Origin of the sequence: Rhizobium sp. NPDC090275, assembly GCF_044772225.1 — a bacterium.
In the GTDB taxonomy this organism is placed as follows: domain Bacteria; phylum Pseudomonadota; class Alphaproteobacteria; order Rhizobiales; family Rhizobiaceae; genus Rhizobium.
This window is the reverse complement of sequence record NZ_JBIVYL010000017.1, coordinates 55,663-69,597: the sequence shown is the minus strand read 5'-3', so window position 1 is coordinate 69,597 and position 13,935 is coordinate 55,663. Positions and strand designations below refer to the sequence as shown.

The 13,935-nt window shown below is 61.3% G+C and carries 14 protein-coding genes; 5 read left to right on the top strand and 9 right to left on the bottom strand.

What is annotated here, in order from left to right; translation table 11 throughout:
- The first annotated feature begins 155 nt into the window (after nt 1–155).
- Nucleotides 156–572 carry an organic hydroperoxide resistance protein gene (locus tag ACIQUB_RS29615; RefSeq protein WP_018898119.1) on the top strand — a complete coding sequence of 139 codons (417 nt, stop codon included), beginning with the start codon at nt 156–158 and terminating at the stop codon, nt 570–572.
- A 121-nt stretch (nt 573–693) separates the two neighbouring features.
- Here the strand turns inward: ACIQUB_RS29615 and ACIQUB_RS29610 are convergent, their stop codons facing one another.
- Nucleotides 694–1,620, bottom strand: coding sequence for a LysR substrate-binding domain-containing protein (locus tag ACIQUB_RS29610; RefSeq protein ID WP_402935072.1), 927 nt, complete (start codon nt 1,618–1,620; stop codon nt 694–696).
- Between the two features lie 101 nt (nt 1,621–1,721).
- On the opposite strand from ACIQUB_RS29610, the gene ACIQUB_RS29605 reads away from it, so the two are divergent.
- Nucleotides 1,722–2,513 (top strand): SDR family NAD(P)-dependent oxidoreductase, encoded by a 792-nt coding sequence (locus ACIQUB_RS29605; RefSeq protein WP_402935069.1) that lies wholly within the window; start codon nt 1,722–1,724, stop codon nt 2,511–2,513.
- A gap of 9 nt (nt 2,514–2,522) precedes the next feature.
- Nucleotides 2,523–2,825: a putative quinol monooxygenase gene (locus ACIQUB_RS29600; protein WP_402935066.1), complete on the top strand. Its 303-nt coding sequence runs from the start codon at nt 2,523–2,525 to the stop codon at nt 2,823–2,825.
- A 106-nt stretch (nt 2,826–2,931) separates the two neighbouring features.
- On the opposite strand, the gene ACIQUB_RS29595 is transcribed toward ACIQUB_RS29600, so the two are convergent.
- From ACIQUB_RS29595 to ACIQUB_RS29585, 3 genes are read right to left on the bottom strand one after another with little or no spacing between them, the layout of a single operon-like run.
- On the bottom strand, nt 2,932–4,392 hold the full coding sequence (locus ACIQUB_RS29595; RefSeq protein ID WP_402935063.1) for a c-type cytochrome: 1,461 nt from the start codon (nt 4,390–4,392) through the stop codon (nt 2,932–2,934).
- Nucleotides 4,393–4,394: 2 nt separating this feature from the next.
- On the bottom strand, nt 4,395–6,041 hold the full coding sequence (locus ACIQUB_RS29590; RefSeq protein WP_402935060.1) for a GMC family oxidoreductase: 1,647 nt from the start codon (nt 6,039–6,041) through the stop codon (nt 4,395–4,397).
- Nucleotides 6,042–6,043: 2 nt separating this feature from the next.
- Nucleotides 6,044–6,601, bottom strand: a complete 558-nt coding sequence (locus ACIQUB_RS29585) for a sugar dehydrogenase complex small subunit (protein WP_402935057.1) — start codon at nt 6,599–6,601, stop codon at nt 6,044–6,046.
- Nucleotides 6,602–6,884: 283 nt separating this feature from the next.
- On the opposite strand from ACIQUB_RS29585, the gene ACIQUB_RS29580 reads away from it, so the two are divergent.
- Nucleotides 6,885–7,937, top strand: coding sequence for a LacI family DNA-binding transcriptional regulator (locus tag ACIQUB_RS29580; protein WP_402935054.1), 1,053 nt, complete (start codon nt 6,885–6,887; stop codon nt 7,935–7,937).
- A 79-nt stretch (nt 7,938–8,016) separates the two neighbouring features.
- On the opposite strand, the gene ACIQUB_RS29575 is transcribed toward ACIQUB_RS29580, so the two are convergent.
- Nucleotides 8,017–9,210, bottom strand: a complete 1,194-nt coding sequence (locus ACIQUB_RS29575; RefSeq protein WP_402935121.1) for an acyl-CoA dehydrogenase family protein — start codon at nt 9,208–9,210, stop codon at nt 8,017–8,019.
- 298 nt (nt 9,211–9,508) lie between these two features.
- Here ACIQUB_RS29575 and ACIQUB_RS29570 point away from each other — a divergent pair, with 298 nt between their 5' ends.
- Entirely contained in the window at nt 9,509–10,897 is a 1,389-nt protein-coding gene (locus tag ACIQUB_RS29570; protein ID WP_402935051.1) for an FAD/NAD(P)-binding protein, read from the top strand.
- A gap of 2 nt (nt 10,898–10,899) precedes the next feature.
- Here ACIQUB_RS29570 and speB read toward each other — a convergent pair whose 3' ends face one another.
- The 4 genes from speB to ACIQUB_RS29550 form a co-directional block, all read right to left on the bottom strand.
- A complete protein-coding gene (speB, locus tag ACIQUB_RS29565; protein ID WP_402935048.1) occupies nt 10,900–11,862 on the bottom strand; it encodes an agmatinase in 963 nt (320 codons plus the stop codon).
- A gap of 171 nt (nt 11,863–12,033) precedes the next feature.
- Complete coding sequence (msuE, locus tag ACIQUB_RS29560; RefSeq protein ID WP_402935045.1) at nt 12,034–12,594, bottom strand: FMN reductase; 561 nt, start codon at nt 12,592–12,594, stop codon at nt 12,034–12,036.
- Nucleotides 12,595–12,671: 77 nt separating this feature from the next.
- Nucleotides 12,672–12,815, bottom strand: coding sequence for a hypothetical protein (locus tag ACIQUB_RS29555; protein ID WP_402935124.1), 144 nt, complete (start codon nt 12,813–12,815; stop codon nt 12,672–12,674).
- A gap of 261 nt (nt 12,816–13,076) precedes the next feature.
- Nucleotides 13,077–13,907 (bottom strand): inositol monophosphatase family protein, encoded by an 831-nt coding sequence (locus ACIQUB_RS29550; RefSeq protein WP_402935042.1) that lies wholly within the window; start codon nt 13,905–13,907, stop codon nt 13,077–13,079.
- Nucleotides 13,908–13,935 lie beyond the last annotated feature (28 nt).

The following is a 13,935-nucleotide window of genomic DNA, read 5'->3' as shown; positions in this document are numbered from 1 at the left end:
TTGTAAGCCTGAATGTCCTCGAAGCCGTTGCGTACGTTCTGATACACTTCCGGCATTTTCCGAAACATGCGGGATACGCGGACCCATCAAAACACTCCCTGTCAGCCAACGTCGCTCAAACGACGAAACAAAGCGACCCAACAAAGGAGTGTTCCATGACCAAGATCGATACCGTTCTCTACACCGGCAAGACCCACACCACTGGCGGCCGCGAAGGGTTTGCCCGCAGCGACGACGCACAGCTCGACGTTCGCCTGTCGCCTCCCGGCAGCGGCAAGCCGGGCACCAATCCGGAGCAGTTGTTCGCGGCCGGCTGGTCGGCCTGCTTTATCGGCGCGATGACCAAGGCCGCCGGCAAGCGCCAGCTCAGGCTCCCGGCCGAGACGGCGGTCAACGCCGAGGTCGATCTCGGAACGACCGACGGCGCCTATTTTCTGCAGGCGCGCCTGGCGATCAGCCTGCCGGGGATCGATCCCGAACTCGCCCGGGCGATCGTGGAGGATGCGCACCAGACATGCCCCTATTCGAAGGCAACGCGCGGCAACATCGCTGTCGAGCTGACATTGGTCTGAGTGGACGGCAAGGGAGACATTGCAATGAAGATAGCTGTCTTTGCGGTCATGATCGCGGCGGTCCTCGCATCGCCCTGCATCTACGATGTCATGTCGAACGAGCCATCGCCCCTTGCCGTGATCATCGGTTCGCCTCTCCATGGAGGAGGGGCGAACCGGCCAGGGTGACGACCATGTGTTCTATGAAGGCACGGACGCGGTTGGGCAGCGGCCCGCCGCCCACGTAGACCGCGTGAACCAATTCGAGGTCTCCCGGATTGTGTTCCTCCAGCAGCGGCACCAGGCGTCCGGCCCTGATGTCGTCCGCCACATGAAACAGACCAATGCGGGCGATGCCAGCGCCCGCGAGCACCATCTGCTTCATCGTCTCGCCGTTGTTGACGACGATGCTGCCCTTCACCGGCTGGCCGACCTCGCGTCCCGCGACGCGAAACGGCCATGACGGTCTCGCGCGTCGGAAATTGAATGTCAGGCAGTCGTGCTGTTCGAGATCCCCAGGCATTGCCGGATATCCGCGGCGTTCGAGATAGCTCGGCGCGGCACAGACCACACGCCGGCTTTGTCCGAGTTTGCGGGCGATCAGCCCGCTGTCTGGCAGATTGCCCATTCGGATGGCGACGTCGGTCTGCTCAGCCACCAGATCGACGATGCTGTCGGTCAGGCTGAGATCGACGATCAGATCGGGATTGCGGGCAACGAAATCCGGTATGGCCGGCACCACGAACATCGCGCCGAAGGGAATGGTTGCGTTGATCCTGAGCCGCCCCCTGATCGCACCTCCCGCAGCCTCCTGATCCGCATCATCGAGCTCTTGCAGAATTTTCAGCGCCGCATGGTGATAGGCTTCGCCTTCCTCGGTCAGGGTCAGCGCGCGGGTCGTGCGCAGCAGGAGCCGCGTGCCGAGCCGGGCCTCCAGGCGCGCTATCAGCTTGCTGACCGCCGATGGCGTGAGGTCGAGGTTGCGGGCAGCGGCGGAGAAGCCGCCATCGCGCACGACGCGCGCAAACACTTCCATCTCACCGGAGCGCTCCATCAGGATACGTGGCATTGATGATCCTTGTTCACAGGTGCATGTTCTCTGAAAGCAATAGTCCATTCGGTGGCAAAGTCATAGATTGTACTCATCAACACAACACATGGAGCCCCGCAATGGACCTGCAACTTACCGGAAAGTCCGCACTCGTGACCGGCGCCACCGCCGGTATCGGTCTTGAAATCGCCCGTACGCTCGCGGCGGAAGGCGCGCGCGTCATCATCACCGGGCGCGACGGCGCCAAGCTCGACGCGGCCGTTGCCGTCATCAAGACTACCGGCAAATCCGATGTCAGCGGACTGCTTGCCGATGCCGCCAGCGCCGAAGGTGCTGCGATCATCGCCAAGGCGGCGCCCTCGGTCGATATCCTTGTCAACAATCTCGGCATCTACGAGAGCAAGGCATTCGGTGACATCACTGACGCCGATTGGAGCCACCTGTTCGACGTCAACGTCATGAGTGGCGTACGCCTGTCGCGGACGTATCTTCCAGGCATGCTGGAGCGCAACTGGGGGCGTATCATCTTCATTTCGAGCGAATCCGGCCTCGCCATTCCGCAGGATATGATCCACTACGCAACGACCAAGACCGCCCAACTGTCGATCTCGCGCGGACTTGCACAGCTGACGCGCGGCAGCAACGTCACCGTCAATTCGGTCCTGCCGGGGCCGACGCGCTCGGAAGGCATCGAGGCGTTTCTGCGCAGCCAGGCCAGCGATCCCTCCGCGCCGATCAAGCAGATCGAGGCCGAATTTTTCGCAACCGCGCGTGCCGCGTCGATCCTGCAGCGCATGGTGGATGCCGAAGAGGTGGCCAACCTCGTCGCCTATCTCGCCAGCCCTCGCTCATCGGCCACCAACGGCGCTGCGCTGCGCGCCGAAGGCGGCCTCGTCAACACCATCGCTTGAGGACGATCGATGGCCAACGAACCGCTGACCATTATCGCCATCACCACCGCCAAGGCAGGCAAGGAAGCGCTTCTTGGTGAGGCCCAGGAAAAGCTTGTTGCCGAGACATTGGTCGAGGATGGTTGCCTGCGCTACGAACTGCACCAGTCGCTCGACGACGGACGTGTTCGCGTCTTCGTCGAGACCTGGGAGAGCGAGGCCAAGTGGCGCGCTCATATGGAAGGCGACGCGATGCGGCGCTTCCAGGCGCTCGGTGTCGGCGATTACTTCGCCGATTTCGCGCTTCACCGGCTGACCAAGGTCGCCGGCTGAAGTCGGTCGCCCGGAATGCCGGGCGCGATCGGAACGCAATCAGAAACGGAGAACGCCGCCCTTGGGCGGCGTTTGTTAACAGATAACCCTTCGCCTTGTTCGGCTGTCAACCTATCGCCACACTCGCCTTGGAGCGCCGTCGAAGAACAAATGCCAGGATGCAGCCGGCCAGGACGACGACCAGTGCCGCCGCTGCCATCGCGGGCAGGATGTAAGGTTGCATCTTCGCGAGCAAGGGCACCGAGCCGCCGCCGCGTGCGACGGCCACGTCTTCCATCGTCACCTGTGCCTTCGGATTGCCGAAGCGCTTGAGCACATAGTTCGAGATATCCGCGATCTGCTTGTCACTCAGCGGCGTCACGTAGGAGCCCGGGCCAAAGCTCGGCATCAGCACCTCATGTTCACCCGTCGTCCGCTCGACGCCGTTGAGAATGGCAGCGACGAGATTGGCGGGCTCGCCGGCTCCAGTCGCCGTATTGTGGAACAGCGATGGATAAGCCTGGTTCTCGCTACCCGCGCCGTCCGGCTGATGGCAGCTCGCGCAATAGCCGCTGTAGAGTTCCTCGCCGTTGCGAAGGCTGTTGTGCTCGTTTGGTCCGTATACGCCCCGGATATTCGCTTCATCGCTATGGGCGGTGCCGAAAGCATGGGCCGGCTGGTCGTCGGCCTGATCACGAATGGCTGGCACCGTTTTCAGATACTTCGCAAGAGAGCGGAGATCGCTTTCGGGAAGATATTGCAGGCTGTTCTGGATGGCTTCGGCCATCCCGCCCGCGGCCTGGTTCTTGCCATCGGCGTGGCCGGTGCGGAAATACTGCACGAGTTCGTCTTCGCTCCATCCGCCGATGCCGCTGACGGGATCAGAGGTGATATTCGGCGCATACCAGGGACCAACGAAGCCGCCGCTAAGGAACGCACTGCCGTCTTCGCCCATCAGCAGGCCGCGCGGCGTGTGGCACGAGCTGCAGTGGCCGAGCGCGCCGGCGATGTAGGCGCCGCGGTTGATCTCGGCGCTCTTCGTCGTGTCTTCGACATAGGGCTGCTTGTGGGCGTAGAGCAGATTCCATCCCGCCATCGACAAGCGGACGTTGAACGGGAAGGGCAGGGCCGTTTCCTGCTTTGGCGCGGTATCGACGGGCTCCACGCCATTCATGAAATAGGTGTAGAGCGCGTGGATGTCGTCGTCCGTCATCTCCGCATAGGCGCTATAGGGCATGGCCGGATAGAGGTGAGCTCCATCCTTGCGGATTCCGAGGCGCACGGCCCTCGAGAAGTCCGCCTCGCTATAGTTGCCGATACCGGCAGTCTTCGAGGGCGTGATGTTGGTCGAGAAGATCGTGCCGAGTGGCGAGACGATCCCGTATCCGCCGGCGAAAGGCTTGCCGGTTTTCGGGACTGTATGGCATGCCATGCAGTCCGCGCCGGTCGCAACCATGCGACCCTTTTCGATCAGCGCGGCCTGAGGCTCAGAAGCGGATTGAGCGAAGGCTTGGCTCGCGCCCGCCGCGACAATGCCAAGCAGCAGTGCGGCCAGCGCGGCATTCTTCATCTTATGTCCTGTCCGCATCGTCATGCTCCCAGCACGTGAGAGATGTCGTCGGCCGCCTTTATGCCGAGCGCCGCCATTGTCAGCGTGCTGTTGACCACGCTGGCCGAGGGAATGGCCGAACCGCCAGCGATCCAGAGGTTGGCGTGGTCGTGCGCACGGCAGTTTCCATCGACGACCGAGGAAGCCTTGTCGCTGCCCATGATCGCGCCGCCCATGATGTGGTTGTTGGCGTTGAGCGATTTGGTGATGTTGACCTCGGTCGCATTGAAGAGCGAGGCGATGTGCTGCAGTTGCAGGACGGCAGCGTCATAGCCTTTGCGGACATAGTCGCCGACATCGTAGTAGACATCGGGGCAGGGAATGCCGTGCGGATCCACGCGCGTCTTGCTCAGCGTGACGCGGTTCTTCGGATCCGGGAGAGGTTCGAGACTGATCGACAGATCGACACCGTGGATCGTGCGCTTGCGGATTTCGGCATCGAGTTCGGCGCCAACCAGCCCCTGCTTGAGCGCCGCGCTTGTCGCTCCTGTCACCTGCGTGATGTTGTTCAGGATCATCTTGTTGGCGGAGTATTCCGAACGGAACGCGCCGTCGCGCGGGCCGACGAGGCAGCTGCTTTGAGCCGGGCCGCGGCCGATCCACAGCGGTTCTTCCGCCTGGAAGAAGCAATGGAAACCGGAATGGTCCATCATGTTGCGGCCGACCTGATCGGATGAGTTGGCGATACCGGCCGGATTGCGCTCATTGGCGGCCGCCAGCAGCAGACGTGGAGATTCCATCGAGTTGCAGGCTATGACAAAGGCTTCGCCCGTCGCCTTGTGGGAACGATGCTCGTTGTCGTACCAGTGGACGGCGGTGACCCGATTGTTCTCGTCCGTATCGATCTTGTAGACGACGGATTCCGCAAGCACGACCGCGCCCTTGGCTTCGGCTGATTGGACCGAATGGATGCCGTTATACATGGCGCCGATCGGACAGATGGGCTGGCAATTGTTGTTGCCGCAGCAGGTCGGTCGACCGTTCCACGGACGCGTGCTGCGGCCCTGCGGGATCGGCACCGAACGGTAGCCATGAGCATTGACGATTTCCGCGAAGCGCTTGTCGCCATAGCTCCACGGCACCATGTCCATCGGGTAGGGCCGGCTGCGCTCGGCGGGTGACTGCAGTGCCGGATCGTTTGGTCCGGCGACCCCCATGGCCTCTTCGGCACGACAGTAATACGGCTCGAGTTCATCGTAGGAGATCGGCCAGTCGATGCCGACGCCGTAGGTGGAGCGCATCTTCAGGTCGACGGGCAGGTGCCGCCAGCTGGAGGCCGCCCAATGCCAGGTCGTCCCGCCGACGGTCTTCAGATACCCCTGCTTGAAGCCTTTGCCGTCAGGGCCGGACAGCTCGACATAGTTGTTCTCCGGCCAGTAGAGTGGCGCGGGCGCCCATTTAGACTGCGGGTAGAGGCCCTGGAAGTCAGAGCCGGCGCGGTTCTTGAACGGCATGTTTCGCCAGTTCTCGACCGCCTGGGCGCGCTCGATGCGAAGCCCTGCATCCAGAACCAGAACGCTTTTTCCCTCGCCGGCCAGTTGATCCGCGATCAGAGCACCGACAACGCCGGAGCCGACAATCACGACGTCGGCCGTCGCATCGCCGTTCGAAAAGACGGGAGATTTCATGATCAAAGCACTTTCGGATTGTTGATTGGCATGCGGGTCATTTCCGGCGGCAGGCCAGTCCACCACATCGGACCCTTGTTGCAGTAGGTCGGCACGGTGAGCCCATCTTCGACAGGGCGATACATCAGCGCGTCCTTGTAGGCGACGACCACGGGGCCCTTCTTCGTGTCGACGGTGCCGGTGTACCAAGCGGTCAGAATGGCAAGCAGAAGATTGCCGTGACCTGCCTGCTCGGCGGCCTGCTTGAAGGCGTTGGCATCCGGCTGTGCGGCGGCGAGGACGGCCAAGGCATCTACCTGTTCTGCAAGATCGGGATGATCGGACAACAGCGCCTCGTAGATCCGATCCGATGTGGTTCCCGACAGCAAAGGCTTTGCGGTGATTGCCGTGGAGACGGCGTAGAATTGCGGGCTCTTGGCCGGGGCTGCTTCCTGCGCCCACAGCGCGGACGGCAATGCGACGGACAAAACCAGTGCGGCCGTGCCTGAAAGCAAAGATCGTCGGCTTACTTGGGTAGCCAGATGCCAGATGTCGGCCGGCGTTTCAGAGAGACTGTTCATAATGTATCGCTCCAGAAGGCACGCGGGATTGCGCCCGCAATGCCATCGGCAAGGTGGTTGTGATCGAGGAATCGATTTCGGCGCGACGTCCATTTCTGCGGGGCGAGGGTCGAAATGACGCACATCTTTTCGTATTTAGATCGATCTAAGTCAATGCATCATTGTTGCATGTGCGAAATGCGCGCGCTGCAATGCAGCGAGATTGAAAGGCTTTCCTATTTCGGTGGACCGCATGGGCGCAGGTCGTATAGGCAAGGACACGCTCGACCCGGAGGAGTGCTGTGTGGCAAAAAGTCCTGAAATCCATCGCCAGGTTACGCTGATTGATGTCGCCAATGAAGCGGGCGTCTCGCGTGCGACGGCTTCGCTTGTCATCCGGGAAAGCCCGCTGGTCTCATCCGAGACCCGCAAAAAGGTCGAGGCGGCGATCGAGAAGCTTGGCTATGTTCGCAACCTGACCGCGGCCCGGTTGAGGGCAGGTCAGAGCCGCGTGGTCGGCCTCGTGGTCCCCAATCTCTCCAACCCATTCTTTTCCAGGCTGCTGGCCGGCATCGAAGAGATCCTTGATGAGGCTGGTCTCGCGGTGCTGCTTGCCAACAGCCACGACGATCTCGGCAGGCAGCACGACGTGCTGCGCCGGATGCGCGAGCATGGCGTCAATGGTGTCATTGTCTGCCCCGCCGCCGGCACGCAGGAGAATTGGCTGGCGGAAAACGTGCTCGGGCCGATGCCGATCGTTCAGGTGCTGCGCCACGTCACCGATCAGCTTGATTATGTCGGGGTCGACTACGGCCTAGGCGTGCGGCAGACAATCAACTATCTGGTCGGCCTAGGGCATTCTCAGATTGTCTTCGCGGTTCACGGCGCCATGCATTCCGCGTATCGGGAACGCGTGGCCGGTTTTTCGGCGGCGATGGAGGAGCATTCACTGAGCGGTGATTCGCTGCTGGTCATGCCCATGCGCTTGACCGATATTCCGGCCGCCACGAAGTCCATCTTCGAGTTCAGCCCCAACTGCACGGCGACATTGTGCTTCAATGACGTCATCGCGATCGGCCTATCAGCCGGCCTTTATGATCTCGGCCTTACGGTCGGTCGTGATCATTCGCTGGTGGGTTTCGACGACGTGCATAACGGCGAAATCATCAGGCCAGCCATCACCTCGGTTGCCACGCATCCAACCGAGATTGGCCGCATGGCGGGAATAAGGATGCTGGAGCGTCTTCAGCAGCCAACTGAAGCCGCTCGTCGGGTCGTGCTCAAACCGGAACTCATGATCCGCAAGTCCTGCACAACGGCACCCGCGGTCCTGAGAGAGCCGCAATCGCGGCGATAGCTGGCTTTGTCGCTCGCCGACATATCACGAGCGACCGATCGATCTCGGCCAGCCAAGTGAAACGTGGCCTCCCAGTCTTTTATATTCTCAGCGTGCTACTCGCCGGCGTCACGCCGTTGAGATGATAGTTGCCGAGGGCCCTATGGTACTTTCGATGCGCGGCATCTTGCTGCGCGCGGATGCCGTTCTCTTGGCGGAGGTGATCAATACCGCCGCCCGCGGGGGATGCAGCGACGAGTTCCAGCAAGGCTTTCGAGGCGCTGATAGCGATTTCCGAGCTCAAAATTTTGGCGGCGCCCGTAGCGAGCGTGGCGGCCGTCACGTTTTCCTCGGTTGTCTCGATCTGCGCGATATCGACCTTGAGACCGGCGCTGTCGATCAGGGCGGTCGCGGCCTCCAGCCGGACAGCCAGCTCTCCGACGCGGGTGATGGAGCGAGCGTCTTCCGCACTTTTACGGGCGCCGCCATGAGTTGATGATCGTGAACGCATCTTGATGACGTCGATCACCGCCGCGAAGCTTTTTCGCGCGGCCCCGAGATCAACGCCAGCGTCAAGAATCTGACCCAATGCGCCGATGGTCGTCGGACGCTCGAACCCCTTGTCGTGCGCGACCACGGCGTCCGCATGGATATAGACATTGTCCAGAACCGCCGTGCCGCTAGCGTGGTCGCCTGCGGTTCCGGTACTGTCTGTTCCGTGTTGGACAAACGCTATCATCAACCTGCCCTCATCGTTCAGCGCGACGACAGCAATCCAATCCGCAAACGCCGCGCTTGCGCCATCGCGCCCGCTTCCGTTGACACGATAGCCCAACCCATCCCGGGTAATTCGCAAGTTGCCATAGATGGTGGAGTCCGTATCGCGTTCCGCTGGCACGGCGGCGAACCTGTCGCCGGCAAGCGCACGTCCGAAGAAAAACCGCTTCTGCTCTTCCGTTCCGTTGGCTCGCAATGCCTCAAGAATATAGAAATGGCTCTCAGCGATCCGGCCGATTTGCGTATCGGCCTCGGAGAGGATCGCCGCGATCCTGGCGAGAACGGCGTTGGAAATGTCTATGCCGCCATACTCAGGAGGAACGGTAATTGCCAGCAGGCCCGATTGCGACAATGCGCTAAGTTCATCGCGATCAACTCGCTTATGCCGATCGGGCGCCGACGCCTTGTCGCGACAGCGGCTGGCGAACCGGCTCGCTGTTGCGATCGCCTCTTCTTCGCTTGCCAGACGGGCAGTCAACTGGCGAATTCGACCCGTTGCATGAGGTATCCTGTCCATCTCGCGCTCTCCCAGGCTGAGTTTAATATGGATGAAAGATCGCGAGCCGAAAGAAAAGAACATTAAATCCATAAACTATAAGAGGTGAGAAAAGTCATTTCTTTGACGTCGCTGACAGCGCCCCGCAACGGCGGCCTGCGCCACTTGCCTTGCCAGGTCTAAATCGCGGCCCCTCAAAAAGGGGCTTGCCTTCACGATTATAATTTCTATGCTTTTGATAGATTATTATGCCTTCATCCCAATCCGAGTGAATGAGCCGGCGCATGCTGCCGGCCCAATGCAGGAAAGGAACTGACGCATGACACAGCTCCCCTCCCATTTTTCCAGACGGCCGCAAGATCGAGAGACACGTTCGCTCTTCAAGGTCGCGATCGTCGGCCGTGGCTTCACCGGCATCCTGACCGCCATCGCGCTGCTCAGGACGGTCAAACGGCCGTTCCATCTTGTCATGTATGATCCGCAACGGACGGTTGATGTCAGCCGGGGCGTGAGCCAATCGGAGACGACGTTGCTCAACAGCCGGGTTCGCGACCTGTCCGTCGATCCCTTGGTTCGCGACGATTTCAGCAAATGGCTGGAGGCAGAACGTAAGCCTCGTGGCAGCGCCGATGGTGAGCGGGCTGCACTGGATCAGTCATTCGTACCGGGAGAGTTGTTTTCCCTATATGTGCATCAGCGCTTTTCCGAAGCGCTGCAGAAACGAACCGATGTCGTCTTGCAAATCTGTCCCGAGACCGTGACCGGCCTGGGTCACAGCGAGGGCGTCGGCTTTTCGCTTTCATTCTGCGATGGGCAGAGCGCCCGTTTCGATGCCGTCTTTCTCGCCACCGGTTACGGATTGCGCGAAAATCCGACGGAAGGAGAGATAAGCCCCGCCGGTGATAATGTCGTGGTGATCGGCGCCGGCGTTCGGGCGGTCGATCGTGCCCTTCGCCTGTTGGCCGACGGCCAGGCGCGACACGTCACGCTGATATCGGCGTCCGGCTTCCTGCCGCAATCGCATGCTCGCTCGGCCGTCGGCCCGATCGTGTCCGAGGAACCGTTTCCGCGCACCTTGCGCGGCGCCTTCCGGCATCTTCGCCGGGCAGCCGAAGCCGCCAATGCAGATGGTTCCGGCTGGCAGGGGATCATGAATGGCTTCCGATCGCGTGCGCATGAGCTGTGGCGGGACCTGAGCGCCGAGGAACGCGGCCGCTTCAAGCGCCATGTGCGCGCCATATACGACAGCCACCGCAATCGCTTGCCGCCCGAGCACTTCGAGCGCCTTCATCAGGCCATCGCGGATGGTGCCATCACCCTGCGCAAGGGCAAGGTCGACCGCATCGCGACAAATGGCGTGCTTTTTTCCGGACCGGCAGGTCTTGAGGTGCTCTACGCCAGTAAGGCCGTCGATTGCCGGTCGCGGCCAACGGATCTGGAGTCGCCGCTCTACCGTTCCGTTCTACGCGCAGGCCTGGCAAAGCGCGACGAAGTCGACCTTGGGATTCTGGTCGACCGCTGCGGCCGAACGGCATTCGAACCGCAGCGTTTTCAAGGCTTGTTTGCGATGGGCCCACTTGGCCTGGGCAGTCTGCCGGATATCGACCTAGTACCGGAGATCGTTACCCAAGGGCATGCCGCTGCCGCCGCGCTCGACGGCTGGATCGATGAGATCTCGCTTGTCGAGCAACATCTCGCTGACGGATAATCTCAGGCCTGTCGGTTCCGATCGACCTGCCGGGCGAGAATGCACATCAGCTCGAACATCATCGTTGCACCGGCAATCGATGTCATGCCCGCGAGGTCGAACGGCGGCGCCACTTCGACAACGTCGGCGCCGACGAGGTTCAGCCCGTCCAAGAGCCTGACCATCTGTTGCGCCTCGCGGGTGGTGAAGCCGCCAATTTCAGGCGTTCCTGTGCCGGGCGCCATCGAAGGGTCGATGGAGTCGATGTCGAAGGTGACGTAGGCGGGGTTTTGACCGACGATCTCTCTGACTTCCGCCATCACCTCTTCGGCGCCCCGGCGCACGAATTCTTCCATGTAGATGATGCGGACACCTTGCTCGACAGCCCAGTCGTGCTCATCCGGACTATATGTCGATCCTCGAATTCCGATCTGCACGATCCGCCGTGGATCGAGCAGCCTCTCTTCGATCGCTCGGCGAAACGGCGTGCCGTGGGTGTATGGGTTGTCGCCGAAATAGGTGTCGTTGGTATCGGAATGCGCGTCGAAGTGAATGAGCCCGACCGGACCGCTTTTTGCTACCGCGCGAAGCACCGGCAGCGTCGTCAGATGATCGCCGCCGACGGACAGGGGAATGGCGCCCGCTGAGACGATCTCCGCGATGCCCTCTTCGATGAGGCGTAGGCCATCCATCAGATCGATCGGATTGACGGCGACATCGCCGACATCGGCTATGTTGGCGATCTTGAAGGGTTCGATCTTGAAGACGTGATGGGTGCTGCGCATGAGGCTCGAATAGTTTCTAACCTCGCGCGGCCCATGCCTGGCGCCAGCCCGGTTCGTGGTTCCGCCATCCCACGGAATGCCGACCAGCGCGATATCGAGGCCCACGGCCGAGTCTACCGCCGGCAGCCGCATGAATGTGGCGTGGCCTGCAAAACGTGGAACCTTCGCGGCATCGACGGGCTGGTGGAATTTGTTGCTCATGCGTCAGGTCCTATTTGAATTCTTCGTTATCGCGGGCAACAACTTGCCACGGGAATTATCGAAGTAAATCAAATTGTTTGCGACTTGAAAGAGTTAGATGTCGCGCACCCGGTTCATGAGATGCCCTCCCTCCAACAGTATCTTCACCGTCATCGCCACGTTGTGGATCGGCTATTCCGCGGCGATTGCGGTGGGCGTGGAGCGGGTCCGCACCAGCGCGGCGGCCTGGATCAGCGCCTGTTCGACGCGGCCAGTGATCACTGGCGAGGGGGCGCCATCGGTGAAGTCCCGGCTCGAAGCATACACCGCCGTCGGAACGACGAAGGCCTCGAAAAAGGCGAACAGCGGGCGGAGCTGATGCTCGACCATCAGCGCGTGCCGGTCGCCGCCGCCGGTTGCGGTCAGAATGATCGGCTTGCCGCGCAGATCGGCCGGATCCAGCAGGTCGATCACATGCTTGAAGAGGCCGGTATAGCTTCCCTTGTAGGTCGGTGAGCCGATGACGAGGGCGTCCGCCTCGATGATCGTCCGGATCACCGTCTGGGCCTTGGTATCGAGATCCGCAATCGAGCGTGCCGTGGCGAGCGTCGGGCCGAAATCCTCGACGTCGAACACCACATGCTCAAGGCTCGCGCGCTCAGCCAGCGACGCCGTCACGCTTTCGACGAAACGCTTCGTACTGGAGGGGCGGGTGATATTGCCCGAGAAGCCGACAATAAGATCGTTGCTCATCAAAGTTCCTTTCACGGGCCTTCCCGCTTATTCGAGGTGTGCGGTGAGCCTAAGGCCGGCTCGCACGTGCAGATGTTTCAGATGTAAGAGAATATCGAGATACCGCGAAGCCTTCTCGCTATGCCGTGTGCCGCGAAGAGCGGGCCGGAGGGCGCGTCCGGCAGCGGGTTCAGGTCGTTCGACGCGTTTGGAGAGCTCACGCTGATGAATTCCGCGGTCATGGAAAATCCTTGATGGTAGCGGCCATTCCTTCGACGATAAGCAGCGGCGAATTGAGAATGAAGAGATGTATTTCTATTTCTATAGAAAAGATAGAATATTTTGCTGCGGTACGGTTTTAAACACAGTCGTTGCTTCGGCTGGAAGCCCGCCCGCACGGTTGGCCGACGCGGTGACGGTAGAGGGCGGTTGCGGACTTACCCGCTAGCGGTGGCACCGCGAACGGCGCAACGCCTTCCCGAGCGCTATGAGCGCTATGAGCGCTACTCGCGCTCAAACCCTTTGACGAGCCAGGGGTGCAGCGCGGTGTTGGCGGCGAGGATGTCACCATTCGCCGTCACAGGGCCGCCGTTGAAGGCCGAGACCGTACCGCCCGCTTCGGTTACCAGCAGTGCGGCGGCGCCGTAGTCATGCGGCGACAGGCCATCTTCAAAGAAACCGTCCAGACGGCCGCTCGCGACATAGGCAATCGACAATGCTGCTGATCCAAGGCGCCGCACGCCGGCGGTGTTGCCCATCAGCCTCTTCAGCGCATCGAAATAGACGTCCGTTGCAACAGCCTTGACCTGACCGGGAACGGGCAGGCCGGCGCCGACGACGACGTTTTCGATATCGGCGTTGTCAACGCAGGAAATGCGCTCGCCGTTGAGATAGGCGCCGCCGCCAAGCTCGGCGCTGAACAGTTCGTCGAGCATCGGATCATAGACCACGCCGGCAACGATCCGTCCGCCCTCGGCAATTGCTATGGTCATGCCGAAATGCGGGATGCCCCAGGCGAAGTTGGTCGTTCCGTCGATCGGGTCGATGTAGATGATCGGTGCGTCCGCGCCCACCACCCGGTTGCCGACATCTTCCTCGCCCTTGATGGAGTACGAAGGGAAGGCCGCGATCATGTCGGTCACTATGATGCGTTCGACGGCAACATCGATCTCCGTCTGGTAATCGCGCGGCCCCTTCGACACCACATCGCTGATGCGTCGGCGCTGCAACGACCGGCGGGCCGTTTCGCCCGCTTTCACCACCGTCGATGCGAGGGTGATAAGGCGCGAGGAGGCGTTGGGCGAGAGACGCGAGGCTATGGGAAACGATGTCATTAGGAACCCGGGTAATGAAACTGCAATA

Bases quoted from the DNA above. Each gene is read 5' to 3' on its own strand.
- ACIQUB_RS29615 (WP_018898119.1), top strand. From the start codon at position 156: ATGACCAAGATCGATACCGTTCTCTACACCGGCAAGACCCACACCACT.
- ACIQUB_RS29610 (WP_402935072.1), bottom strand. From the start codon at position 1,620: ATGCCACGTATCCTGATGGAGCGCTCCGGTGAGATGGAAGTGTTTGCG.
- ACIQUB_RS29605 (WP_402935069.1), top strand. From the start codon at position 1,722: ATGGACCTGCAACTTACCGGAAAGTCCGCACTCGTGACCGGCGCCACC.
- ACIQUB_RS29600 (WP_402935066.1), top strand. From the start codon at position 2,523: ATGGCCAACGAACCGCTGACCATTATCGCCATCACCACCGCCAAGGCA.
- ACIQUB_RS29595 (WP_402935063.1), bottom strand. From the start codon at position 4,392: ATGCGGACAGGACATAAGATGAAGAATGCCGCGCTGGCCGCACTGCTG.
- ACIQUB_RS29590 (WP_402935060.1), bottom strand. From the start codon at position 6,041: ATGAAATCTCCCGTCTTTTCGAACGGCGATGCGACGGCCGACGTCGTG.
- ACIQUB_RS29585 (WP_402935057.1), bottom strand. From the start codon at position 6,601: ATGAACAGTCTCTCTGAAACGCCGGCCGACATCTGGCATCTGGCTACC.
- ACIQUB_RS29575 (WP_402935121.1), bottom strand. From the start codon at position 9,210: ATGGACAGGATACCTCATGCAACGGGTCGAATTCGCCAGTTGACTGCC.
- ACIQUB_RS29570 (WP_402935051.1), top strand. From the start codon at position 9,509: ATGACACAGCTCCCCTCCCATTTTTCCAGACGGCCGCAAGATCGAGAG.
- speB (WP_402935048.1), bottom strand. From the start codon at position 11,862: ATGAGCAACAAATTCCACCAGCCCGTCGATGCCGCGAAGGTTCCACGT.
- msuE (WP_402935045.1), bottom strand. From the start codon at position 12,594: ATGAGCAACGATCTTATTGTCGGCTTCTCGGGCAATATCACCCGCCCC.
- ACIQUB_RS29555 (WP_402935124.1), bottom strand. From the start codon at position 12,815: ATGACCGCGGAATTCATCAGCGTGAGCTCTCCAAACGCGTCGAACGAC.
- ACIQUB_RS29550 (WP_402935042.1), bottom strand. From the start codon at position 13,907: ATGACATCGTTTCCCATAGCCTCGCGTCTCTCGCCCAACGCCTCCTCG.